At 54.5% G+C, this 24649-nt stretch carries 16 protein-coding genes; 12 read left to right on the top strand and 4 right to left on the bottom strand.

Annotated elements, in window-relative coordinates; all coding sequences use genetic code 11:
* Positions 1-5: 5 nt before the first annotated feature.
* Positions 6-998: a glycosyl hydrolase family 8 gene (locus ACLHV9_RS23380; RefSeq protein ID WP_407221122.1), complete on the top strand. Its 993-nt coding sequence runs from the start codon at positions 6-8 to the stop codon at positions 996-998.
* A 44-nt stretch (positions 999-1042) separates the two neighbouring features.
* Here the strand turns inward: ACLHV9_RS23380 and bcsG are convergent, their stop codons facing one another.
* From bcsG to bcsE, 3 genes are read right to left on the bottom strand one after another with little or no spacing between them, the layout of a single operon-like run.
* Positions 1043-2722 (bottom strand): cellulose biosynthesis protein BcsG, encoded by a 1680-nt coding sequence (bcsG, locus tag ACLHV9_RS23375; RefSeq protein ID WP_407221121.1) that lies wholly within the window; start codon positions 2720-2722, stop codon positions 1043-1045.
* Positions 2715-2912: a cellulose biosynthesis protein BcsF gene (bcsF, locus tag ACLHV9_RS23370; RefSeq protein WP_028018362.1), complete on the bottom strand. Its 198-nt coding sequence runs from the start codon at positions 2910-2912 to the stop codon at positions 2715-2717. The genes bcsG and bcsF overlap by 8 nt, the downstream gene beginning before the upstream one ends.
* Positions 2906-4468, bottom strand: coding sequence for a cellulose biosynthesis c-di-GMP-binding protein BcsE (gene bcsE, locus ACLHV9_RS23365; protein ID WP_028018361.1), 1563 nt, complete (start codon positions 4466-4468; stop codon positions 2906-2908). The genes bcsF and bcsE overlap by 7 nt, the downstream gene beginning before the upstream one ends.
* A 172-nt stretch (positions 4469-4640) precedes the next feature.
* Between bcsE and bcsR the strand changes: the two genes are divergently transcribed.
* From bcsR to ACLHV9_RS23320, 9 genes are all read left to right on the top strand, one after another.
* The gene (bcsR, locus tag ACLHV9_RS23360; RefSeq protein ID WP_008503237.1) at positions 4641-4829 is read left to right on the top strand and encodes a cellulose biosynthesis protein BcsR; all 189 of its coding nucleotides are present in this window, start codon (positions 4641-4643) and stop codon (positions 4827-4829) included.
* Positions 4830-4840: 11 nt separating this feature from the next.
* The gene (gene bcsQ / locus ACLHV9_RS23355; protein ID WP_028018360.1) at positions 4841-5593 is read left to right on the top strand and encodes a cellulose biosynthesis protein BcsQ; all 753 of its coding nucleotides are present in this window, start codon (positions 4841-4843) and stop codon (positions 5591-5593) included.
* Positions 5590-8205, top strand: a complete 2616-nt coding sequence (gene bcsA, locus ACLHV9_RS23350) for a UDP-forming cellulose synthase catalytic subunit (RefSeq protein ID WP_108091156.1) — start codon at positions 5590-5592, stop codon at positions 8203-8205. The genes bcsQ and bcsA overlap by 4 nt, the downstream gene beginning before the upstream one ends.
* Before the next feature lie 10 nt (positions 8206-8215).
* Positions 8216-10636 carry a cellulose biosynthesis cyclic di-GMP-binding regulatory protein BcsB gene (gene bcsB / locus ACLHV9_RS23345; RefSeq protein WP_108091155.1) on the top strand — a complete coding sequence of 807 codons (2421 nt, stop codon included), beginning with the start codon at positions 8216-8218 and terminating at the stop codon, positions 10634-10636.
* Between the two features lie 6 nt (positions 10637-10642).
* On the top strand, positions 10643-11749 hold the full coding sequence (gene bcsZ, locus ACLHV9_RS23340) for a cellulose synthase complex periplasmic endoglucanase BcsZ (protein WP_407221198.1): 1107 nt from the start codon (positions 10643-10645) through the stop codon (positions 11747-11749).
* Positions 11731-15228 (top strand): cellulose synthase complex outer membrane protein BcsC, encoded by a 3498-nt coding sequence (gene bcsC, locus ACLHV9_RS23335; protein ID WP_407221120.1) that lies wholly within the window; start codon positions 11731-11733, stop codon positions 15226-15228. Before bcsZ ends, bcsC begins: the two co-directional genes overlap by 19 nt.
* A gap of 119 nt (positions 15229-15347) precedes the next feature.
* Positions 15348-17354, top strand: coding sequence for a biofilm formation regulator HmsP (gene hmsP, locus ACLHV9_RS23330; RefSeq protein WP_407221119.1), 2007 nt, complete (start codon positions 15348-15350; stop codon positions 17352-17354).
* A 159-nt stretch (positions 17355-17513) separates the two neighbouring features.
* A complete protein-coding gene (locus tag ACLHV9_RS23325; RefSeq protein WP_028018354.1) occupies positions 17514-18800 on the top strand; it encodes a dicarboxylate/amino acid:cation symporter in 1287 nt (428 codons plus the stop codon).
* Between the two features lie 227 nt (positions 18801-19027).
* A complete protein-coding gene (locus tag ACLHV9_RS23320) occupies positions 19028-20521 on the top strand; it encodes a M16 family metallopeptidase (RefSeq protein WP_028018353.1) in 1494 nt (497 codons plus the stop codon).
* A gap of 54 nt (positions 20522-20575) precedes the next feature.
* Here ACLHV9_RS23320 and ACLHV9_RS23315 read toward each other — a convergent pair whose 3' ends face one another.
* Complete coding sequence (locus ACLHV9_RS23315; protein WP_407221118.1) at positions 20576-21505, bottom strand: sugar kinase; 930 nt, start codon at positions 21503-21505, stop codon at positions 20576-20578.
* Positions 21506-21734: 229 nt separating this feature from the next.
* Between ACLHV9_RS23315 and pdeH the strand changes: the two genes are divergently transcribed.
* Together pdeH and ACLHV9_RS23305 are read left to right on the top strand one after the other, a co-directional pair.
* A complete protein-coding gene (gene pdeH, locus ACLHV9_RS23310) occupies positions 21735-22508 on the top strand; it encodes a cyclic-guanylate-specific phosphodiesterase (protein WP_028018351.1) in 774 nt (257 codons plus the stop codon).
* A 65-nt stretch (positions 22509-22573) separates the two neighbouring features.
* On the top strand, positions 22574-24616 hold the full coding sequence (locus ACLHV9_RS23305) for an AsmA family protein (RefSeq protein WP_028018350.1): 2043 nt from the start codon (positions 22574-22576) through the stop codon (positions 24614-24616).
* Positions 24617-24649: the final 33 nt, after the last annotated feature.

The following is a 24649-nucleotide window of genomic DNA, read 5'->3' as shown; positions in this document are numbered from 1 at the left end:
TAATTATGCGAAAACCCGTCTGCGCTACGCTGGCTGTGATGATGAGTTTGCTCTTCTCTCCTCTCTCTCAGGCGGGTCAGGCCTGGGAAAGTTATAAGGCACGCTTTTTCAAACCGGAAGGCCGCATTGTCGATACCGGCAATGGTGACGTTTCGCATACGGAAGGTCAGGGTTTCGCCATGCTGATGGCGGTGGCCAACAACGATAAACCCACGTTCGATAAGCTCTGGCAATGGACAGACAGTCAGCTTAAAAACAAAGATAACGGCCTGTTTTACTGGCGTTATAACCCCGCAGAATCCAACCCAGTCGCCGACAAGAACAACGCCTCAGATGGCGATGTGCTGATTGCCTGGGCACTGTTAAAAGCCGACGCGCGCTGGCATGACAAACGTTACAGCGCTGCATCGGATGCAATTACAAAAGCACTGATTGAGCACAACGTGATCCGCTATGCGGGTTACCGGATGATGCTACCCGGTGTCCAGGGGTTTAACCTTGATGGTGAAGTGGTACTGAACCCTTCCTATTTCGTGTTTCCGGCATGGCAGGCTTTTGCCGGGCGTAGTCATTTAGCTGTCTGGCGTGAATTGATTAAGGATGGAGAACGCCTGCTTGGAAAAATGGGCTCGGGTAAAGCGAATCTGCCCCCTGATTGGGTCTCTCTGGCTTCGGGTGGCAAGCTGGCTCCGGCCAAAGGTTGGGCACCGAGGATGAGCTACGATGCGATTCGTATTCCGCTGTATGTGGCCTGGGTTGATAAGCAAAGCCCACTGCTGACACCGTGGCGAGTCTGGTTCGGTCAATTTCCCCGGGAACAAACTCCCGCCTGGGTTAACGTCACCACTAACGAGTATGCACCCTACATGATGGAAGGGGGCCTGCTGGCAGTACGTGATTTAACGATGGGACAGTCTTCCACAGAACCCGAAATCACCTCAAATGATGATTACTATTCAGCAAGCCTGAAAATGCTGGTGTGGATCGCCCAACAATAATCTGAGCATTCCCTCTCCCACAGGGAGAGGGAAACAATGCCATTTTACTGCGGATAAGGTACCCAATCACCGCCGTTCAGGCGAACGTAAGGTTTGTTCTGGTACTGAATCACCACTGCGTTGGCGTTCTCAGAGACTTCTGCCGTTTGCGGCAGATTACTGGTGAGCTGATCCCAGTTCACGCTATCTTCCACAAACAGCTTCCCGTCAACGGCACGGGCAACCAGTTCTGAGATAGCCAAATAGCTGGTTGGCTGGGTGATCTCAATCGGTGCGCCCTGATGGGGTGCTTTCATACCAAAGAACTTAATACCTGCAGGCACGTTGGTAATGGACGGGCTTGGGATATCACGCAGACCTGACACTTGCATCCTGTCGCCTTTCAGCGCGCCACCGTGTTCAGGTACCACAACCACCATCACTTTACGGCCTGATTTTTCCAGCTCCGTAAAGAATGCGTCCAGCTCGTCGAAGAGTTTCTGCGCACGCACCTTATAGTCTGCCGTTTTGCTCACGCCCGGGAAATGGTTACCGTCGTGAAGCGGCAGGGTGTTAAAGAATGTCGCACTGCGAGGATTATTATCCTTTTCGATGGTCTGCAGCCAGCGTTGCAGCACGGCGGTATCGTCATAAACAGGTGAACCGTCGAAGCCCAACAGAGAAACCGGCAGACCCGTTTGATCCATCAGCGGAGCCTGCATTCCTCCTTCCTGACGTACCTCTTTCAGGAAATCACCAAACACACCGTTATGACCCAGCATCAGATGCTGTGTAAAGCCCAGTTTTGCCAGGTTATCGAACAGATAGCACTGGTTTCCGGCCGGTTGATACAGGTTTTTATGTGATGGCTGGCCGCAGCTTGCGCGCAGCAGACGAATTGCCGCCGGGCCGCTGTACGAGGTTGCAGAGTTGAAATCTTTAAACTGAATGTCGAAATGTGACCACAGCGGATGCGACATCAAACCTGCAGCATCCACATCTGCCCAGGAGAGTGAATAGATGTTGATCACCAGCAGTTCAAAGGGCTGAGCATCTGCCGGTAGCGCATCCGGGAACTTAGTCTGTCGCTTATCTTCCGCGGTATAGAAGCTGGAAAGCCAGGCATTCAGGTTAGTGGAGGTCGGCGGTGCGGTCTGGGTAGGGATATCCCCCACCACAGGCGTCTCGCTCGCCGTCGCGACGGTTGCCGCCGCACTGCCACCGGTGGTGGTGACAGTTGTGGTCGGTTGACCCGCAGGCCACAGAGAAAAACCGGGGCCTGCAAGCGTCAGCACGTTAAGCCAGATCATAATGGCGACGACAAACACCGTGACGCGGATCCACTGTGACAGAAATAGCCATGCAACCAACAGCACAAAGACGGCACCAATCATCTGCCAGTTAATAAAGCGCTCGGTCAGGTCAAGGACATAGCTGGCGCTAAACCCGGCCACCTGCGATCCCTGGCTCATAATGCTGTCTGGCCCCGGTAGCCAGGTATCATGCCAGAACAGTGCAAAGCCGACAGGAATGGCCACCCAGTGGCGTAAGCGATGCAGCCTGATATTCGGCAGGGGCATCAGCAGGAAGGCCATAAACACCAGGTTGAGAAGAGGATGGAAATTCAGATAGCCTGCCCACAGCAGACCAAACTTCACCAGAAAGTAGAAGTTCCAGCCAGAAAGGCCGCGCCAGTATTGCCACAGCGGCGAGGGTGACGAAGCGGTATAGGTAGAATTAGTCATGTTTTCGGTCTGCCTTGACGTGTGATGCCCGTGTCAGTGTTCCGGCTGGTTTTACATAGCGAGGTTTTACAAACAGTATTCTGGCCGTATCGCGGATACGACGCAGTGAATGGCGCGCGTAGTAGCCAAGCGGGAAAAAGATCAGCGCGCAGAATACGACCAGTTGAATGATATCGCTGATACTCATGATGGTGCGTTCTCCCCATTCTCAGTTAATAAGCGAAGGGGTTCCGGAACCCGACGCCAGACGTGTCCATCATGTCTGGCATTGAGAATCGGTTTAACCTCACTCTTGATAACGAGCGGTTTAACCCATTGTTCAGGCTTGAGGGCGCGCATCTGCACCAGTTCTGCACTGATAGAGTTATCTTCGAACCAGATCATACGGTTAGAGAAAATATCCCCGGTTGGCAAGGGGAAGATGTGGTTAAGCGCGGTATCGAGATCGTTTACCCGACAGAAGGATAAAAACAGTACCAGACGATTGTCGCCAATGGTCATGATGTCCCCAGTGCGGTTCGGGCGGCATAACGTGAGAGCCTGTTCAACGCGAATACCCGGTACAGGGCGCAGGGCAACCATGACCCCTTTTCCGTCTGCCGGAAGCAGCGTGTTGTTCATCATGTTGCTGACGGCGTCGCAGAAGGTATCCCATTTTTGGTATCCACGCAGTTTCATCGGCTGCGTCATTGAGAGCAATGTGGCTACATCTTCCGGGACATGGCGGCTGAACTGCTGGCCCTGAACGCTTTCGATAAGCGTCAGGCAGCGCGACAACGGCGCATTCCATGGAATGACCATATTTGCACCACAGCCCAAAAGCAGACGCTCATCGGTGGCGCGCAGGCTGGTATTGTTTTCACGCACGATTATTTTTAATGCGCTTCCGCGCTGGCGGCGTAAGGTGTGGATTTGCCTGGCCAGCGTCTCAATCTGGTTATTCTGCATCAACGAGAACACAATCGTTGCTGCCTGCGTTGTGCGGGCTTCATGAAAAAGCGCTTCGTTAGATTCAAACAGTGACCAGTTTTCTGACAGAGCAGGTGCTCCCTCTAAAACCGCAATATGGCTCAAAATACGTTTTTCATCACTACGTGGTTGCACCACGGTTTCTTCCTGCTTTGCCAGGTGCCACTTACCCTCGATATGTTTAAGGGTCAGCTGTTGTCTGGCGCTCACGCCTTTTTCATTACACCAGAATGCAATGTCGTAGAGATAGCTGCCCACCTGATCGCGCACACTTGCCAGACCGAACAGGGAACGATATTCACCCATTAAAAGTGAGAAGAGCTTGTCATTATTACTGCCAGGATTGATTATCAATAGCGTGCAATTTTGAAATTTTGTCCATTTATTGATTTTTTCCAGCCAGGCCAGCAGTTTTTCTGCGGGGATATTTTGCAGGACGTTATTTGCACATTTAAGAATCACTAAATGGTGATCCGGATCAATAGTGCACTGAACGTCGCGGGACAAAAAGTATAGACTATCGACTTCCGCTGGCATGGAAAATAATCGCACAGACTGCGGTCCGCGGTCACTTTCGAGCGAAATAATTTTCTTCGGGTCTTCACCCATGCTAATGACAGCTACGCGGGAATCCTTATCCTGCGCGGCAATTGTCTGGTTTACCAGACTGATAGCATCTTCATTTCGGTCCGTATTAATCCACCAGACTCCTCCGACTGGCATGTGGCTCAATTCGTCCCATAATGACTGGATGCCAATAGAAAATATGGAGTCCACGGTGTCCCTCTTTTCGTCTAATTTATCTGTATCTCAGTTTACTAGCGAAAGCGTAGAAATAAACCTAACATTGAAATTAAAGAACATCAGATTTAGCATGTAAATGAAATTTGATAGGCAGGATGCCTCGCGACTTCTGAACATGCGATTTTACTCAAAGGGATGGAAGAGAATGGATAATAATGAACCCGGTACCCCAGTCGACTCAACCCTGGGTTACACATTCCAGAATGATTTTCTGGCGCTTACGCAGGCCTTTTCTTTACCTGAAATAGATTACACCGATATTTCCCAGCGGGAACAGTTGGCTGCGGCTATTAAACGTTGGCCGTTATTAGCTGAATTTGCCCATCAACAATAAGGGAGCCATTGATGGCCATACTCGGATTACAAGGCATCCGTGGCGGGGTGGGTACCACATCCGTGACTGCGGCGCTGGCGTGGTCATTACAGCTTTTAGGTGAGTCGGTGCTGGTTATTGACGCCTGCGCCGATAATTTGCTGCGTATGTCGTTTAACGTCGACTTTACACGTGAGGAGGGGTGGGCCCGCGCGCTGCTCGATGATAAAGACTGGCGGGATGCGGGTATGCGTTATACCTCCCAGCTTGATTTACTGCCTTTTGGTCAATTGACCACTGCGGAACGCGAAAATGAGGCGGCTTATCAGCGTCTGTTTTCGCAATTCACTCTTGCGCTGCAGAGCCTGAAAGAAAAAGGGCACTATAAATGGATCCTGCTGGATCTGCCGCATGGCTCCGGCACGCTGACCCGACAGCTTATCGCGCAGTGCGATCATGTCCTCTCGATCGTGAACGTCGATGCGAATTGCCATATCCGTTTGCATCAGCAAGGGCTGCCTCAGAATGGACATATTCTGATTAACGATTTACGCATTGGCAGCCAGATCCAGGACGATCTGTATCAGGTGTGGCTGCAAAGCCAGCGCCGCTTGCTTCCGATTGTCATCCATCGTGATGAGGGAATGGCGGAATGCCTTGCCTCTAAGCAACCGCTCGGGGAATACCGCAGCGATTCACTGGCGGCAGAAGAAATTCTGACACTGGCTAACTGGTGTCTGCTGAACTTCGCCAACGCGGCGGAGCCTGCGGGGAGTTCGGTATGAGTCGTCTCGCCAGCTGGTTACTCATCCCGCCGGTCAGTTCGCGTTTGAGCGAACATTACCGGCATTTTCGCCGGCATGGCGCTTCGTCATTTAGCGCGGCGCTCGGCTGTTTCTGGATGATTCTGGCCTGGATGTTCATTCCACTCGAACACCCGCGCTGGCAGCGCATACGTGCACGGCACAGTGAGTTATATCCGCATATTAACCCGGACCGGCCACGGCCTTTGGATCCGGCGCGATATCTTATTCAGGCCATCTGGCTGGTGGCAACGTCCCCCCGGTCGGAGAAAAAAGTGCCGCACTGGCGCAGCTTCTCTCGCGTTCAGCAGTTACGTGAGCGGTACCATCAGTGGCTGGATAAATTGCCCGATAGCGTTACCGATAAGACCAGCCATCTGGACAACCATAAAGAGCTCGGGCATCTTCACCCGGGCTTGCGGCGTTTTATTCTCGGCGTGATCGTCGTCTTCTCGCTCATCCTGGCGCTGGTCTGTATTACGCAACCCTTTAACCCGCTGGCACAGTTCACCTTCCTGATCCTGCTGTGGGGCGTGGCATTGCTGGTTCGCCGTATTCCGGGGCGTTTCTCAGCCCTGATGCTGATTGTATTGTCGTTGACCGTCTCCTGCCGTTACATCTGGTGGCGTTATACCTCAACGTTGAACTGGGACGATCCGGTCAGCCTGGTGTGCGGTCTGATACTGCTGTTTGCAGAAACCTACGCGTGGATTGTACTGGTGCTGGGCTATTTCCAGGTGATCTGGCCGCTCAACCGCCAGCCGGTTCCGCTGCCAAAAGATACCGCGCAGTGGCCGTCGGTTGATCTCTTTGTGCCCACCTACAACGAAGATCTGAGCGTGGTGAAAAACACCATTTATGCCGCGCTGGGTATCGACTGGCCAAAAGATAAACTCAAAGTCTGGATCCTCGACGACGGCAACCGTAAGGCGTTCCGCCAGTTTGCGGAAGAGGTGGGCGTAGAGTACATCGCCCGTCCAACTCACGAGCATGCTAAAGCCGGGAACATCAACAACGCGCTGAAGTATGCCACAGGCGAGTTTGTCTCGATCTTTGACTGCGACCACGTGCCGACGCGCTCGTTCCTGCAGATGACCATGGGCTGGTTCCTGAAAGAGAAAGAGCTGGCGATGATGCAGACGCCGCACCACTTCTTCTCGCCAGATCCGTTTGAACGTAACCTCGGCCGTTTCCGTAAAACCCCGAACGAAGGCACGCTGTTCTATGGCCTGGTACAGGATGGGAACGACATGTGGGATGCCACCTTCTTCTGCGGCTCCTGTGCGGTTATCCGCCGTAAACCGCTGGATGAAATTGGGGGCATTGCGGTTGAAACGGTCACCGAAGATGCGCATACCTCGCTGCGTCTGCACCGTCGTGGTTATACCTCTGCCTATATGCGTATCCCCCAGGCCGCCGGTCTGGCAACGGAGTCACTGTCGGCGCACATTGGTCAGCGTATTCGCTGGGCACGCGGCATGGTGCAAATATTCCGTCTCGATAACCCACTGATTGGGAAAGGGCTCAAGCTGGCGCAGCGTCTTTGCTACGTCAACGCCATGTTCCACTTCTTGTCCGGTATCCCGCGGCTGATCTTCCTGACTGCGCCACTGGCCTTCCTGCTTCTTCATGCTTACATCATCTACGCCCCGGCGCTGATGATTGCGCTGTTTGTTTTGCCGCACATGATCCACGCGAGCCTGACGAACTCGAAGATTCAGGGTAAATACCGCCATTCATTCTGGAGTGAGATCTACGAAACGGTGCTGGCCTGGTATATAGCCCCGCCAACGATGGTGGCGCTGATTAATCCGCACAAAGGTAAATTTAACGTCACCGCGAAGGGTGGTCTGGTCGAAGAGGAGTATGTCGACTGGGTGATCTCCCGTCCGTATATCTTCCTGGTATTGCTGAACATTGTTGGCGTTATCGCGGGTATCTGGCGTTACTTCTATGGCCCGGAAAACGAGATCCTGACCGTGTTCGTGAGTATGGCATGGGTGTTCTACAACCTGATTATCCTCGGTGGCGCAGTTGCCGTGTCGGTAGAGAGCAAGCAGGTACGTCGTGCGCATCGTGTTGAAATCTGTATGCCTGCAGCGCTTGCCCGTGAAGATGGACACCTCTTCTCCTGTACCGTGCACGACTTCTCTGACGGTGGTCTTGGGATCAAAATCAACGGTCAGGCGAAAGTGCTGGAAGGGCAAAAAGTTAACCTGCTGCTTAAACGCGGCCAGCAGGAGTATGTCTTCCCGACGCAAGTTGTTCGTGTGGCCGGGGATGAGGTCGGTCTGCAGCTGATGCCGTTGACCAAAAAACAGCATATTGATTTTGTGCAGTGTACGTTTGCCCGCGCGGATACGTGGGCTCTCTGGCAGGACAGCTTCCCGGAAGATAAACCTCTGGAAAGCCTGCTGGATATTCTGAAGCTGGGGTTCCGTGGCTATCGTCACCTTGCAGAATTTGCCCCGTCGTCGGTGAAAATAATTTTCCGGTCACTTACTTCGCTGGTTTCCTGGGTCGTGTCGTTCATTCCTCGTCGTCCTGAGCGGGATGAGGCGAAGCAGGCGGACCCGGTTATGGCTCAACAATGATGATAACGCGATGAAAACAAAACTTTCCTGGTTATGTGCAGTGGCAATGGGGATGAGTGCAATCCCCGCAACAATGGCTAATGCAGCACCTGATAACGCAGCGGCAACGCCTGCGCCAACGGTGCCTGTCGTCGCGCAAGCAACCGATGCGGTTGTCACTGCGGCACCCGGTCAAACAGAAAACATCACTCCGAATCAGCCAACGGAGGGGAACACCCTGCCGGCAGACAGCCAGGTCATCGGGCAGGTGATGCCGGGCGTCCGGGGCGCAAATGCGCCCGTTGTTGCGGACAATGCCCCGTCACGGGATGTGAAGCTGACCTTTGCGCAAATTGCGCCCCCTCCGGGAAGTATGGTGCTGCGCGGCATCAACCCTAACGGCGGTATTGAATTTGGTATGCGCAGCGATGAGGTCATCTCTAATGCGGTGCTGAACCTTGAATACACCCCATCGCCGTCGCTGTTGCCGGTGCAGTCTCAGCTGAAGGTTTACCTGAATGACGAGCTGATGGACGTTCTGCCCGTCACGAAAGAGCAACTGGGTAAAAAAACACAGGCTCAGGTGCCGATCAATCCGCTGTTTATCACCGACTTTAACCGTATCCGTCTGGAGTTTGTCGGTCATTACCGTGATGTCTGTGAAAACCCGGCCAGCAACACGCTGTGGATGGATGTGGGACGCAACTCCTCGCTGCAGATGACCTACCAGTCACTGGCGCTGAAAAACGATCTCTCAGCGTTCCCCATTCCGTTCTTTGACCCGCGCGACAACCGTCCGCTAACCCTGCCGATGGTCTTTGCCTCTTCCCCGGATGTGACCGAGCAACTCGCGGCCACGATTGTGGCATCCTGGTTTGGTTCGCGTTCCGGCTGGCGCGGGCAGAGCTTCCCGGTGATGTACGATAAAATGCCGGACAGAAACGCGATCGTCTTTGCGACCAATGCCAAACGACCCGCTTTCCTGCGCGAGCATCCAGACGTCAAAGCGCCAACCATTGAAATGGTAAGCCACCCGGATAACCCGTACGTGAAGCTGCTGGTGGTCTTTGGTCGTGATGATAAAGATCTGGTACAGGCTGCAAAAGCGATTGCCCAGGGCAATGTCCTGTTCCGCGGTAACAGTGTTGTTGTGGATGAAGTTAAACCACTGCTGGCGCGTAAACCTTATGATGCGCCAAATTGGGTACGTACCGACCGAGCAGTGACGTTTGGTGAGCTGAAAACGTATGAAGAGCAGTTGCAGGCGACCGGGCTTGAGCCTGCGCCAATTAGCCTGTCACTGAATCTGCCGCCGGATCTGTACCTGCTGCGTACCAACGGGATTGATATCAATCTGAACTACCGTTACACCGCGCCGGTAACGAAAGACAGCTCGCGCATGGACATCAGCCTGAACAACCAGTTCCTGCAATCTTTCAGCCTGCAAAGCACGCAGGATACAAACCGACTGATGCTTCGCCTGCCGGTGTTGCAGGGGCTGCTGGACGGTAAAACGGATGTCTCTATCCCGGCGCTGAAGCTGGGTGCGGTAAACCAGCTGCGCTTTGATTTCCAGTACATGAACCCGATGCCTGGCGGTTCGATAGATAACTGCGTGACCTTCCAGCCTGTACAGAACCACGTCGTGATTGGTGATGAGTCGACCATCGACTTCTCGAAGTATTATCACTTCCTGGCGATGCCGGATCTGCGTGCATTTGCTAATGCGGGCTTCCCGTTCAGCCGTATGGCCGATCTCTCTGAATCCATTGTCGTTATGCCAAAAGCGCCAAATGAAGGGCAGGTGACAACGCTGCTGGATACCATGGCGACCGTCGGCGCACAGACGGGCTTACCGGCAATTAACGTCACGTTGACTGATGATGGTAGCCAGATCCAAAACAAAGATGCAGACATCATGCTGATCGGTACCATCCCGGATAAGCTGAAGGATGACAAACGTATCGATCTGCTGGTGAAAGCGGCTCAGTCGTGGGTTAACACCCCGATGCGCCAGACCGAGTTCCCGAGCATCATGCCGGATGTTAACGATCGCCAGGCCAGCGTGCAGACGGCCGTAACGTCTCAGGGAGCCATGGCTGCGGTGGTGGGCTTCCAGTCACCTTACAACGAGCAGCGTAGCGTTGTGGCTCTCCTCGCGGACAGCCCACGTGGGTATGAACTGCTCAATACCGCGATGAACGACAGCGGTAAACGTGCCGCGATGTTTGGTTCGGTATCGGTAATACGTGAGTCTGGCGTCAATAGCCTGCGCGTAGGTGATGTGTATTACGTCGGTCATCTGCCATGGTTCGAACGTCTGTGGTATGCGCTGGCTAACCATCCGGTTCTGCTCGCCATCCTGGCCGCGGTCAGTGTGGTTCTGCTGGCGTGGGTGCTGTGGCGTCTGCTGCGTATCATTAGCCGTCGTCGTCTGAACCCGGATGAGTAAGATGTGATGAAAGCCTTTCGCTGGTGTGCATTAGCAGCGTTGATGCTGGCGGCGCTTCCTCTTCGCGCCGCCTGTACCTGGCCTGCCTGGGAGCAGTTTAAAAAGGATTACATCAGTGAGGGCGGGCGTGTCATTGATCCCAGTGACACGCGCAAAATTACGACGTCGGAAGGGCAAAGCTACGCCTTGTTCTTTGCCCTGGCCGCTAACGATCGTAAAGCGTTTGACCTGTTGCTGACGTGGACGCGCGATAACCTTGCCAGTGGCACTCTCAATGACCACCTGCCGGCCTGGCTATGGGGACAGAAAGACAAAGAAAACTGGGCCGTCATTGATACCAATTCCGCCTCAGATGCCGATGTCTGGATAGCATGGTCACTGCTCGAAGCGGGGCGGTTGTGGAAGCATCCGGTGTATACCCGCACGGGTAAAGCACTGCTTAAACGCATTGCCAGCGAGGAAGTGGTAAACGTGCCCGGTCTCGGCGCGATGTTGCTTCCCGGCAAAGTGGGTTTTGCTGAAGAGAAAAGCTGGCGCTTCAACCCCAGTTATTTACCTCCGCAGTTAGCGAGCTATTTCACGCGCTTCGGTGCTCCGTGGACGACCCTTCGTGAAACCAATCTCCGTTTGCTGCTGGAGAGTGCGCCGAAAGGTTTTTCGCCGGACTGGGTGCAGTATCAGAAAAACAAAGGCTGGCGGTTACAGCAGGATAAGACGCTGGTAGGAGGCTACGACGCTATTCGCGTCTACCTCTGGGTGGGGATGATGAGTGATAACGATCCCCAGAAGGCCCGGCTCCTGACGCGCTTCCAGCCAATGGCGGCAATGACAACGAAACACGGTGTGCCGCCGGAGAAAATGGATGTGGCGAGTGGGAAACGCACGGGTAAAGGCCCGGTCGGTTTCTCTGCCGCTATGCTACCTTTTTTACAACAGCGTGATGCCCAGGCGGTTCAGCGCCAGCGCGTTGCAGACCATTTTCCCGATAATAATGCCTATTACAGTTACGTACTGACCCTCTTTGGGCAAGGATGGGATCAGCATCGTTTTCGCTTCACCGCTAAAGGTGAATTAATACCGGATTGGGGCCAGGAATGCGCAAGTTCACAGTAAATCTACTCAGTTTATCGCTTGGCCTGGCATTGATGCCGTTGGCTCAGGCCGCTAACTCTCCGCAGCAGAGACAACTGCTGGAACAGGTTCGGCTGGGTGAATCAACTCAGCGTGAGGATTTGGTTCGACAGTCACTCTATCGCCTTGAGCTGATTGACCCGAACAACCCTGACGTCATCGCCGCACGCTTTCGTTACCTGCTTCGTCAGGGAGATACCGCTGGTGCGCAAAAAGAGCTTGATCGTCTGAAAGGGATCGCGCCGGGCTCCAGTGTTTATCAGTCATCACGTAATACGATGTTGCTCTCCACCCCTGATGGCCGCCAGCAGCTACAGCAGGCCAGATTGCTTGCTACGACGGGGCATACTCAGGAGGCGATTGCCGCCTATGACAAGCTGTTTGACGGCAACCCACCGAGTGGCGATCTGGCGACGGAATACTGGAATGTCGTGGCGAAAGATCCTGCCCGCCGTAATGCAGCGATTAACCAGCTCAAGAAAATAAATACCAGCAGCCCCGGAAATACGCAGCTGCAGGCGACGCTGTCTCAGCTTCTGTTCCAGAACGGACGGCGCGATGAAGGCTTTGCGGTGTTGCAGGAAATGGCCAAATCCACCAATGGCCGCAATCAGGCGTCAGATTTGTGGTATGAGCAGATAAAAGGCCAGCCTGCCAGCAGCGCCAGTGTGAGCGCGTTGCAAAAATATCTGAGCGTGTTCAGCGACGGTGATAATGTCGCGGCGGCACGCTCACAGCTTGAAGCACAACAAAAACAGCTTGCTGACCCGGCGTTCCGTGCGAAAGCGGAAGGGCTGGCCGCGGTGGATGCCGGACAGAGCGGTAAGGCGGTAGCTGAGCTGCAAAAAGCCGTCAGCGCCAACCATGCCGACAGTGAGGCGGTGGGGGCCCTGGGGCAGGCTTATTCCCAGAAAGGCGATCGCGCCCGCGCAGTGGCACAGTTTGAAAAGGCGATTGCGCTCGATCCGCAGAGTGATAACCGAGGTAAATGGGACAGTTTGCTGAAGGTCAACCGTTACTGGCTGCTGATCCAGCAGGGGGATGCGGCGCTGAAGGCGAATAACCCGGCGCAGGCAGAGCGTTACTATCAGCAGGCACGTAATATAGACAATACCGACAGTTATGCCGTGCTGGGGCTGGGAGATGCCGCAGCCGCGCGTAAAGATAACGACGCGGCAGAACGTTATTATCGCCAGGCGTTACGTATGGACAGCGGCAACAGCAATGCGGTTCGCGGACTGGCCAATATTTACCGCGCGCAGTCGCCGGAGAAAGCTTCGCAGTTTATCCAGTCGCTGTCTGCCAGCCAGCGCCGGAGCATTGATGATATTGAACGTAGTCTGACCAACGAGCAGCTTTCGGCCAAGGCAGAACAGCTGGAGAATCAGGGTAAATACGCCCAGGCAGCAGAAATTCAGCGTCGCCGTCTGGCACTCTCTCCTGGCGACGTGTGGATAACATACCGATTGTCGCGCGATCTCTACAGCGCGGGCCAGCGTAGCCAGGCGGATACCCTGATGCGTCAGCTTGCCAGCCAGAAACCGTCAGATCCGGATCAGGTGTATGCCAGTGGGCTGTATCTTTCCGGAAACGATCAGGACCGGGCTGCCCTGGCGCATCTGGACACGCTTCCGCGTAACCAGTGGAATAGCAACATTCAGGAACTGGCCGACCGCCTGCAAAGCAACCAGGTGCTGGAAACCGCCAACCGCCTGCGCGACAGCGGCAAAGAGAAAGAGGCAGAAAATCTCCTCCGCCAGCAACCAACCTCCACTCGTATTGACTTAACCCTGGCAGACTGGGCACAGCAGCGCGGCGATCTTAATGAGGCAAAAACGGCTTACAGTGCCGTGTTGCAGCGTGAGCCGCAGAACGAAGATGCGCTTCTCGGTCTGACTGAAATTTACAGTGCGCAAGGTGACAAGGATGCCGCGCGCGCCGAGCTGGCAAAATTGCCAGCCGCACAAAATGGTCAGCCGTTATCGCTCAATATGCAACGCCGGATTGCGATGGCGCAGGCCGGTCTGGGTGATTCCGCTGCCGCAGAACAAACATTCAACAAAATCATCCCGCAGGCCAAATCGCAACCCGGTTCCATGGAAAACGCGCTGGTATTACGTGATGCTGCGCGTTTCCAGGCACAAAACGGCCAACCTCAGCAGGCGCTGGATACCTATAAAGATGCGATGGTCTCGTCTGGCATCACGACGACGCGCCCGACCGACAACGACAGCTTCACCCGTTTGACGCGTAATGACGAAAAAGATGACTGGCTGAAGCGCGGCGTGCGTAGTGACGCCGGTGATTTGTACCGTCAGCAGGACGTTAACGTCACGCTGCAACATGATTACTGGGGCTCCAGCGGTACGGGCGGTTATTCCGATCTGAAAGCGCACACCACCATGCTGCAGGTTGATGCCCCGCTCTCTGATGGACGTATGTTCTTCCGCAGCGATCTGGTCAATATGGACGCCGGATCGTTTGAGACGAAGGACGGGAAGTACGATCCGACCTGGGGTACCTGTTCTGCAACACCGTGTAGTGGCAACACCCATCAGTCAGACAATGGCGCGAGCGTCGCCGTTGGCTGGCAGAATAAAACCTGGGCGATGGATATTGGTACCACGCCAATGGGCTTTGATGTCGTCGACGTGGTGGGCGGTGTCAGTTACAGCAGCGATCTGGGGCCTATCGGCTATACCGTTAACGCCCATCGCCGGCCAATTTCCAGCTCTCTGCTGGCCTTTGGTGGGCAAAAGGACACAAATACCGGCACCACGTGGGGTGGCGTACGCGCTACGGGTGGTGGTGTGAGTATCAGCTATGACAAAGGTGAGGCGAACGGCGTCTGGTCGAGCCTGAATGCGGAAACGCTGACGGGGAAAAATGTGGAAGATAACTGGCGCGTCCGCTGGATGACGGGTTACTACTACAAGCTGATTAATCAAAACAATGAGCGCCTGACGGTCGGTGTCTCCAACATGCTGTGGCACTACGATAAAGATCTGAGCGGATACTCTCTGGGTCAGGGCGGCTACTACAGCCCGCAGGAGTATGTCTCCTTCGCCTTGCCGGTGACCTGGCGTAAACGCACGGAAAACTGGTCCTGGGAGTTGGGTGGCTCGGTATCCTGGTCCCACTCAAAAACCAAAGACGGCATGCGTTATCCTATCCAGAGTCTCATCCCGGATAACCAGGTGGATGCCAATGGTGACCCGATGTATACCGATAAGCATAATCCCGAAACGGGCAGCAGCTCTTCGGGTACGGGTTATACCGCACGAGCCATTATCGAACGCCGGGTGACCTCCAACTGGTTTGTAGGCATGGGCGTGGATATTCAGCAAGCGAAAGACTATACCCCAAGCCATGCGTTGCTGTATGTACGCTACTCTGCTGCAGGCTGGCAGGGCGATATGGACTTACCGCCGCAGCCGCTTATCCCTTACGCGGACTGGTAATCGGATTTTCCTTAATCCATTTGTAAGTCTCTCTTAATAGCGTAGCAATCGGGTATACTCAGGCGCGCCAGGTTTACACCCTGGTGCGCCCTGCGCTTCGAGTTTTGTGGAGAGTCATTTTGCGTGTCAGCCGTTCTTTAACGATCAAACAGATGGCGATGGTGTCTGCCGTCACCATGCTGTTTGTCCTGCTCTTTTGCGTAATTTTGCTGTTTCATTCTGTACAGCAGAATCGCTATAACACGGCTTCGCAGTTAGAAAGTATCGCCCGCTCGGTGCGAGGCCCACTCTCCGCCTCTATTCTGAAAGGGGATATTCCCGAAGCGGAAACCATTCTGAAACGCATTCAGCCGGCCGGTATTGTGAGCCGGGCCGATGTTGTATTGCCCAACCAGTTCCAGGCGCTGCGGATGAGCTTTATCCCGGAACGCCCAGTCCCAATGATGGTGATGCGCCTGTTTGAACTACCGGTGCAGATTTCACTGCCGGTCTATTCGCTTGAGCGTCCTGCTAATCCGCAGCCGTTGGCCTATCTGGTCTTACAGGCGGACTCATACCGCATGTATAAGTTCGTCATGAGCTGGGTAGTTACGTTAGTGACCACTTGCTTACTTATGACGCTCATTCTGAGCGTCGCGCTGACCTGGTGTATCAACCGGCTGATCGTCCATCCGTTGCGCCATATTGCCCGGGAGCTGAACACGCTCTCTCCGCAGGACCAGATGGGTCATCAACTGAAAGTACCGCGTCTTCATCATGACGATGAAATTGGTATGCTGGTGCGCAGTTATAACCTCAATCAGCAGCGAATCCAGCGCCAACAGGATGAGTTAAGCAACAGCGCCACCCGCTTCCCGGTGTCCGAGCTTCCCAATAAAGCCTTTTTGATGGCGATGCTGGAGCAGACCGTTGCGCGTCAGCAAACCACGGCGCTGATGGTCGTCGCTTGCGAGACCCTGCAGGACACGGCTGGCGTGCTCAAGGAGAGCCAGCGCGAAATACTGCTCCTGACGCTGGTGGAAAAAGTGAAGTCTGTTATTGCTCCTCGCATGGTACTGACCCAGGTCAGCGGTTATGACCTGGTCATTATTGCCAACGGTGTGAAAGAGCCCTGGCATGCGATCACATTAGGTCAGCAAGTACTCACTGTCATTAATGAACGGTTGCCTGTTCAGGGTATCCAGCTTCGTCCAAGCGCCAGCATCGGCATCGCGATGTACTATGGCGACTTGACCGCAGAACAGCTATATCGTCGCGCGTTCTCGGCGGCGTTTACCGCCCGGCGCAAAGGGAAAAATCAGATCCAGTTCTTCGACCCGGAACAGATGGAAAAGGCGCAACAGCGCCTGACCGAAGAGAGCGACATTCTGACCGCGCTGGATAACCGCCAGTTTGCCCTCTGGTTACAGCCGCAGGTGAACTTGCTGACGGGAGAAGTGAAAAGCACTGAGGCGTTACTGCGTGTGCAGCAGCCGGATGGCTCATGGGAGCTACCGGAGGGGCTGATTGAGCGGATCGAATCCTGTGGTCTGATGGTCACCGTCGGTTACTGGGTGCTTGAGGAGTCCTGCCGTCAGCTAGCTGCCTGGCAGGAGCGCGGGGTAACGCTGCCGCTGTCGGTCAATTTGTCAGCCCTGCAGCTTATGCACCCGACCATGGTTTCAGAGATGCTGGAGCTGATCCATCGTTACCGAATCAAGCCTGATACGTTAACCCTGGAAGTCACTGAGAGCCGACGCATTGACGACCCTAATGAGGCGGTCGCGATCCTGAAGCCGCTGCGCAATGCCGGCATTCGCATTGCGCTGGACGATTTTGGCATGGGATACGCCGGGCTACGCCAGCTTCAGCACATGAAGACCCTCCCGGTGGATGTGCTAAAAATTGACAAAGCGTTTGTCGACGGCCTGCCGGGCGACAGCAGCATGGTGCAGGCCATTATCCAGATGGCGCGCAGCCTGAATCTGCATCTTATTGCCGAAGGAATTGAAACCGAAGCGCAACGCGTCTGGCTGGCAGAGGCGGGCGTGGAGAGCGGACAAGGCTTCCTTTTTGCCCCTGCTGTTCCTTCGGATGTCTTTGAACAACGATACCTTTCTGGCCCTGACAATAACGCAAAAGTGTAATTTTGTTGCTGGCTTGTGCGAGTCAGCTCAAAGTTCTTAACATTTGTGTTTCAAATTTGAACTGAGTTTATTTCTGTCCTGTTATGTGGGTGTTATTTTAAAGCCGCAGGTTAACCATAACCTTACAAAGCCTGTGGTTTTTCTTCCCAAGGACACCTTATGAAAACCTCTCTCTTTAAAAGTCTTTATTTCCAGGTCCTGACAGCCATCGCCATCGGTATTCTGCTGGGTCACTATTACCCTGAACTGGGCGCACAAATGAAACCGCTTGGCGACGCGTTCGTTAAGCTCATCAAAATGGTCATCGCCCCGGTGATCTTCTGTACGGTAGTGACGGGCATAGCTGGCATGGAAAGCATGAAGGCGGTGGGGCGTACCGGCGCTGTGGCACTTCTGTATTTCGAGGTCGTCAGTACCCTCGCGCTGATTATCGGTCTTATTATTGTTAACGTGGTGCAGCCAGGCGCGGGAATGAACGTTGACCCATCAACGCTGGATGCCAAAGCAGTCGCGGTTTATGCCGAGCAGGCGAAGGATCAGGGCGTCGTCGCCTTCCTGCTGGACGTAATACCTGGCAGCGTCATCGGCGCGTTCGCCAGCGGAAACATCCTGCAGGTGCTGCTGTTTGCGGTCATGTTTGGCTTCGCCTTGCACCGTCTTGGCAGCAAAGGTCAGCTTATTTTCAATGTGATTGAAAGCTTCTCGCAGGTGATCTTCGGCATCATCAATATGATCATGCGCCTGGCGCCGATTGGTGCTTTCGGTGCGATGGCCTTTACCATCGGTAAATATGGCGTCGGTACGCTGGTACAGCTGGGTCAGCTGATTATCTGCTTCTATATCACCTGTATCCTTTTCGTGGTCGTGGTACTGGGTTCTATCGCCCGCGCGACAGGCTTCAGTATTTTCAAATTCATCCGCTACATCCGTGAAGAGCTGCTGATTGTTCTGGGGACTTCTTCTTCAGAATCGGCGCTGCCGCGTATGCTCGATAAGATGGAGAAACTGGGGTGCCGGAAATCGGTTGTCGGTCTGGTGATCCCGACGGGTTACTCCTTCAACCTTGATGGAACCTCGATATACCTGACGATGGCGGCTGTGTTTATCGCTCAGGCGACCAACAGTCATATGGATATTTTCCATCAGATTACCCTGCTGGTGGTGCTCCTGCTCTCTTCTAAAGGTGCGGCGGGCGTGACAGGCAGTGGCTTTATCGTGCTGGCGGCCACCATCTCTGCAGTGGGTCACCTGCCGGTGGCGGGTCTGGCATTGATTCTGGGTATTGACCGCTTCATGTCCGAGGCGCGTGCGTTAACCAACCTGGTGGGTAACGGCGTAGCCACGGTGGTCGTGGCGAAATGGGTGAAAGAGCTGGATCACAAAAAGCTCGACGACACTCTGAATAACCGTTCAACCGACAGCAAAAATCCTGGCTTAACCTCTTAAACTTGTCACAAATGCCCGTATTCCCTTGTCGGAATGCGGGCTCCTGCGCATAATAACTGTTCATACCTGTCATAATTCGACAAGATTTTTTTTGGGTATATTTCACTTCTGACCGTGACGTTTTGCCGAACGCGCGGTCTAATTGACGTATTTTCATCGTCATCTTTAAGAGTGTGGCGCGTCGCGAGGCACTCTTTTTTAACCAGGAATGTTGATCAGGGGTTCACATGCAGGGCACAAAAATTCGACTCTTAACCGGCGGTTTGCTGATGATGGCAGCAGCCAGTTATGTGCAGGCAGATGCGCTCCAGCCAGACCCGGCCTGGCAACAAGGGACATTAGCGAACGGTTTTCAGTGGCAGGTTTTAGCCACCCCACAACGTCCCAGCGACCGTATTGAAATCCGTCTGTCCGTCAATACCGGCTCTCTCGCGGAGAGCACCCAGCAAACTGGGTTTAGCCACTTTATTCCCCGGCTGGCGCTCACTCAGAGCGGCAGTCTGCAAGCGGTTCAGGTGCGTTCTCTTTGGCAACAGGCCATCGATCCGAAACGCCCACTTCCTCCGGCTGTTGTCTCGTATGACTACACCATGTTTAACCTGAGCCTGCCAAATAACCGCAACGATTTGCTCAAAGAAGCCCTGACGTATCTCTCCGATGCCTCTGGCAATCTGGCGATTACGCCGGATACCGTTAACTATGCCCTGAGCAACAGTGACATGGTGGCGACCTGGCCTGTGGATACCAAAGAGGGCTGGTGGCGTTATCGCCTGAAAGGCTCCACGTTGCTTGGGCATGATCCGGCCGAACCATTGAAACAACCGGTGGATGCTGAACAGGTAAAATCGTTCTACCAGAAATGGTATACCCCGGATGCGATGACGCTGATCGTAGTGGGTAACGTGGACAGCCGCGCGGTGGTTGAGCAGATCAACAAAGCGTTTGGTGATTTGAAAGGCAAACGTGAAACGCCAGCACCTGTCCCGACGCTCTCTCCACTGCGCACAGAACCCGTCAGCATTATGACGGACACCGTCCGTCAGGACCGACTTTCCGTCATGTGGGATAACGCCTGGCAGCCAATTCGTGAGTCCGCGGCGCTGTTGCGCTACTGGCGTGCCGATCTGGCGCGTGAAGCGTTGTTCTGGCACGTTCAGCAGACGCTCAGTAAGAACAGTGTGAAGAATATCGGTCTTGGTTTTGACTGTCGTGTGCTGTTCCAGCGTGCACAGTGTGCCATTAACGTTGAATCGCCGGGCGATAAGCTGAATGCGAATCTGGGTGTGGTTGCGAAAGAGCTGGCGAAAGTGCGCAAAGAGGGTCTCTCTGAAGACGAGTTCAATGCTCTCGTGGCGCAGAAAAAACTCGAGCTGCAGAAGCTGTTTGCAACCTACGCTCGCGCCGATACCGATATCCTGATCAGTCAGCGTATTCGCTCCCTGCAAAATCAGGTGGTGGATATTGCACCAGAACAGTACCAGAAACTTCGCCAGGATTTCCTTAACGGTCTGACCGTCGATATGTTAAATCAGGACTTGCGTCAGCAGCTGTCGCAGGAAATGGCGTTGGTCCTGCTGCAGCCAAAAGGCGAGCCGGAATATGACATGAAGGAACTTCAGACGACCTGGGATTCCATTATGGCTACCGCACCGCAGCCGGTGCAGGCTACCACGACTGATGATTTACATCAGGATGCGACGGATATACCGCAGGGGCAGTAATTAATACGCCAACACACCCTCTCCCTGTGGAGAGGGTGTCAGCCCGCGCCTTACTTAAACAGGCATCGCCTCACGCGGAATAATTGCCCCGCGATACTGAATCACGGTGCTGGCCGTCAGATGCCCACGCTGTGCCGCCGCTTCCGGGCTTCCGCCCGTCAGACGTACCGCCAGATAGCCCGCGCTGAATGAATCTCCCGCCGCGGTGGTATCAATCACTTTCTCCTTGGCAAGCTTCACCGCCGGGACGTCAACCACCGCTTCACCCGCAACTGCGACCAGGCATGAATCTGCGCCGCGCTTGATCACCACTTCGCTTACGCCAGACGCCTGCGTGCGCGCAATCACGTCTTCTACCGGTTTCTCACCCCAGAGGGCGTCTTCATCGTCGAGCGTCAGAAACGCGATGTCGGTGCACTGCAGCATCTGCTGATAGACCTGCTGCGTCTCTTCGCGGCTGGCCCACAGGCGCGGACGGTAGTTGTTATCGAAAATGACCTTCCCGCCGTTGGCGCGGCATTCGCGCAGCAGAGAAAGCAGCTTTTCACGGCTGGTGGGGCTCAGGATCGCCAGGCTGATCCCGCTCAGATAGAGATAATCAAACGTGGCCAGTTTTTCACAGATGGCCGCGGCTGCATCGCTCTCAAGCCAGAATTTGGCCGCGGCTTCGTTACGCCAGTAATAGAACGTACGCTCGCCGGTGCTGTCGGTTTCGATGTAGTAGAGCCCCGGGAGGCGGTTCTCCATACGCTGGATCAGCGAGGTTTCAACGTGTTCACTCTGCCAGGCGTCCAGCATTTGCTGGCTAAAATTATCCGTGCCCAGTGCGGTGACGTAGTTCACGGCGAGTGCCTCAGGTGCAACCTGACGGGCAATATAAACGGACGTGTTTAACGTATCGCCACCAAATCCGCGGCTGACTTCCGCGCCTTTTTGTGACAGCTCAATCATGCATTCGCCAATCACGGCAATTTTTTTGGACATAGTCGTGAACCTGAACAGAGTATTTATCGGTAGTTTGCGCTGAGTGAATTAACTGGTCAACTATATTAAAACAACGTTCCATTATTTTGTTTGAGCCAGCGCGTGTTCCTGTTCATTTCTGTCATCTTAATTTCATTTTCCCCGTGAATTGAACATAAAGTTCTCAATTGTTGCGCCGATAATCCTGTGACGAGTCCAGAAAGGCTATCCCAACAACAGGACATCTGAAATGAAGTCAGAGCAGGTTATCCAGCGGCTGAGCACTACGCCTGAGGCAAGTATTGAGAACTTGCAGGAGCATCGCTACTGGCTGCAATGTGAGCGTGCGTACACCTATCAGCCGATCTACCGGACTGATGGTCGGCTGATGGCAATTGAAATTTTGACCGTCGTCACGCATCCATCAAACCCTTCTCAGCGTATCGCACCGGATCGCTATTTTGCCGAAGTTGCCGTTCGCCAGCGCCTGGATGTGCTGGAAGAACAGCTCCGTATGCTGGCGACGAAGCAGGCCTTTTTCGAGCAGAATGATATCCTCGCCTCGGTGAACGTTGATGGCCCAACTCTGCTGGCGCTGCGTCAGAATGCGAAATTGCAGGAATTGATCGCCACCCTGCCATGGATGCGCTTTGAGCTGGTCGAGCATGTCCGACTGCCGCAGGACTCTTCGTTTGCTTCAATATGTGAGTATGGCCCGTTGTGGCTGGATGATTTTGGCACTGGCATGGCGAACTTCTCTGCCCTGAGTGAAGTGCATTATGACTACATTAAAGTGGCCCGCGAGCTGTTCATTATGCTGCGCCAGACCTCTGAAGGGCGGAATCTGTTTACGCTGTTATTACAGCTGATGAACCGCTATTGCCAGGGGGTGATTGTTGAAGGCGTGGAAACGCTGGAAGAGTGGCGTGATGTGCAAAACTCTCCTGCAGCGGCGGCGCAAGGCTATTTCCTCTCTCGCCCGGTCCCCATGGATCACCTCGATAACGTGATAACGACCCTCTGATAAGCCCGCTTCCCTTTGTCTGAACTATAGTTTTACAGGACAGGTCATCAGGAAAGGGGAAAACAATGACAAAAACAGCCAGGGTAATCTCCTGGGTAGCAGGGATTTTCTTGTTGTTGATCGTGGTTTTCGTCGTCATTGTTGCGACGTTTGACTGGAACCGTCTTAAGCCGACCATCAACCAGAAAGTCTCAACCGAGCTGAACCGCCCCTTCGCCATACGCGGTGATTTAGGGGTGGTTTGGGAACGTCAGAAAGAGGAGACCGGCTGGCGAAGCTGGATCCCCTGGCCACATGTTCACGCCGACGACATCATCCTCGGCAACCCGCCAGATATCCCGGATGTCACCATGGTGCATCTGCCCCGCGTTGAAGCCACACTGGCCCCGTTAGCGCTATTGTCCAAAACGGTCTATCTGCCGTGGATCAAGCTTCAGCAGCCCGATGCGCGGCTGATTCGCCTCTCTGAAAAAAACAACAACTGGACGTTCAACCTTGCCAGCGACAGCGAAAAAGATCCGAATGCCCAGCCTTCTTCCTGGTCATTCCGTCTCGACAATATTCTTTTCGATCGCGGGCGGATCGCCATCGACGATAAGGTCAGCAGGGCGGAGGTGGAGATCCTGGTTGATCCGCTGGGCAAACCATTACCGTTTAGCGAAGTGACTGGCAGCAAAGCGAAAGGCGACAACGCCAGCGTGGGTGATTACGTATTCGGCCTGACGGCAAAGGGACGCTACAACGATCAACCTCTCAGCGGTAAAGGGAAAATAGGCGGCATGCTGGCACTCCGGAGCGAAGGCACGCCGTTCCCGGTGCAGGCGGATTTCCGTTCCGGTAACACCCGCGTGGCGTTCGTGGGGACGGTCAACGATCCGATGAACATGGGGGGCGTCGATCTGCAGCTGAAGTTTGCCGGCGATTCGCTGGGCGAATTGTATCAGCTCACTGGCGTATTACTGCCGGATACGCCGCCGTTTGAGACCGACGGCCATCTGGTGGCGAAAATCGGCGCGGAAAAATCGTCGGTATTTGATTACCGGGGTTTCAACGGTCGTATTGGTGATAGTGATATTCACGGCTCACTGACTTACACCACCGGAAAACCGCGTCCGAAACTGGAAGGGGATGTCGAGTCCCGCCAGCTGCGTCTGGCCGACTTAGGCCCGCTGATAGGTATTGATTCCGGTAAAGGTACGAAGTCAAAAGAGGTGAAGAAAGACCTCCAGCCCGCGGGGAAAGTGCTGCCCTACGACCGCTTTGAGACCGACAAGTGGAATGCAATGGATGCGGATGTACGCTTCAAAGGCGGCAAAATTGAACACGGCAGCACGCTGCCGATCAGCAACCTTTCGACCCATATTCTCCTCCAGAATGCCGACCTGCGCCTGCAGCCGCTGAAGTTTGGCATGGCAGGCGGGACAATTTCCTCGAACATTCACCTGGAAGGCGATAAAAAGCCGATGCAGGGACGAGCCGATATTCAGGCCCGCAGGCTTAAGCTGAAAGCGCTGATGCCGAACGTGGAGTTAATGCAGAAAACCCTCGGCGAAATGAACGGTGATGCCGACATTCGCGGGGTAGGGAATTCAGTGGCGGCCCTGCTGGGAAGCAGTAATGGCAACCTCAAACTGCTGATGAACGACGGGCTGGTGAGCCGCAACCTGATGGAGATCCTGGGGTTGAACGTCGGTAACTACGTTATCGGGCAAATCTTCGGTGACGACGAGGTGCGGGTGAACTGCGCGGCGGCCAATCTGGATCTGGTTAACGGCGTGGCACGCCCGCAGATTTTTGCCTTTGACACGGAAAACGCAGTCATTAACGTGACCGGTACCGCCAGCATGGCCTCCGAGCAGCTTGATTTGACGATCGATCCGGAAAGTAAGGGGATTCGTATCATCACCCTGCGCTCGCCGCTTTATGTGCGCGGCACCTTCAAAAACCCCCAGGCGGGTGTGAAGCCCGGACCGCTGATTGCGCGTGGTGCGGTGGCTGCGGCGCTTGCGACGCTGGTTACCCCAGCCGCAGCGCTACTGGCGTTGATATCGCCGTCAGAGGGCGAGGCGAATCAGTGTCGGACCATTTTGTCACAGATGAAGAAGTAAGGTGCAGCCTGTTATTGCCGGGTGGCGCTGCGC

It is taken from the genome of Enterobacter sp. CPE_E890, assembly GCF_046521475.1.
Classification (GTDB): domain Bacteria; phylum Pseudomonadota; class Gammaproteobacteria; order Enterobacterales; family Enterobacteriaceae; genus Enterobacter; species Enterobacter adelaidei.
This window is presented reverse-complemented; position numbering and strand designations above follow the sequence as displayed.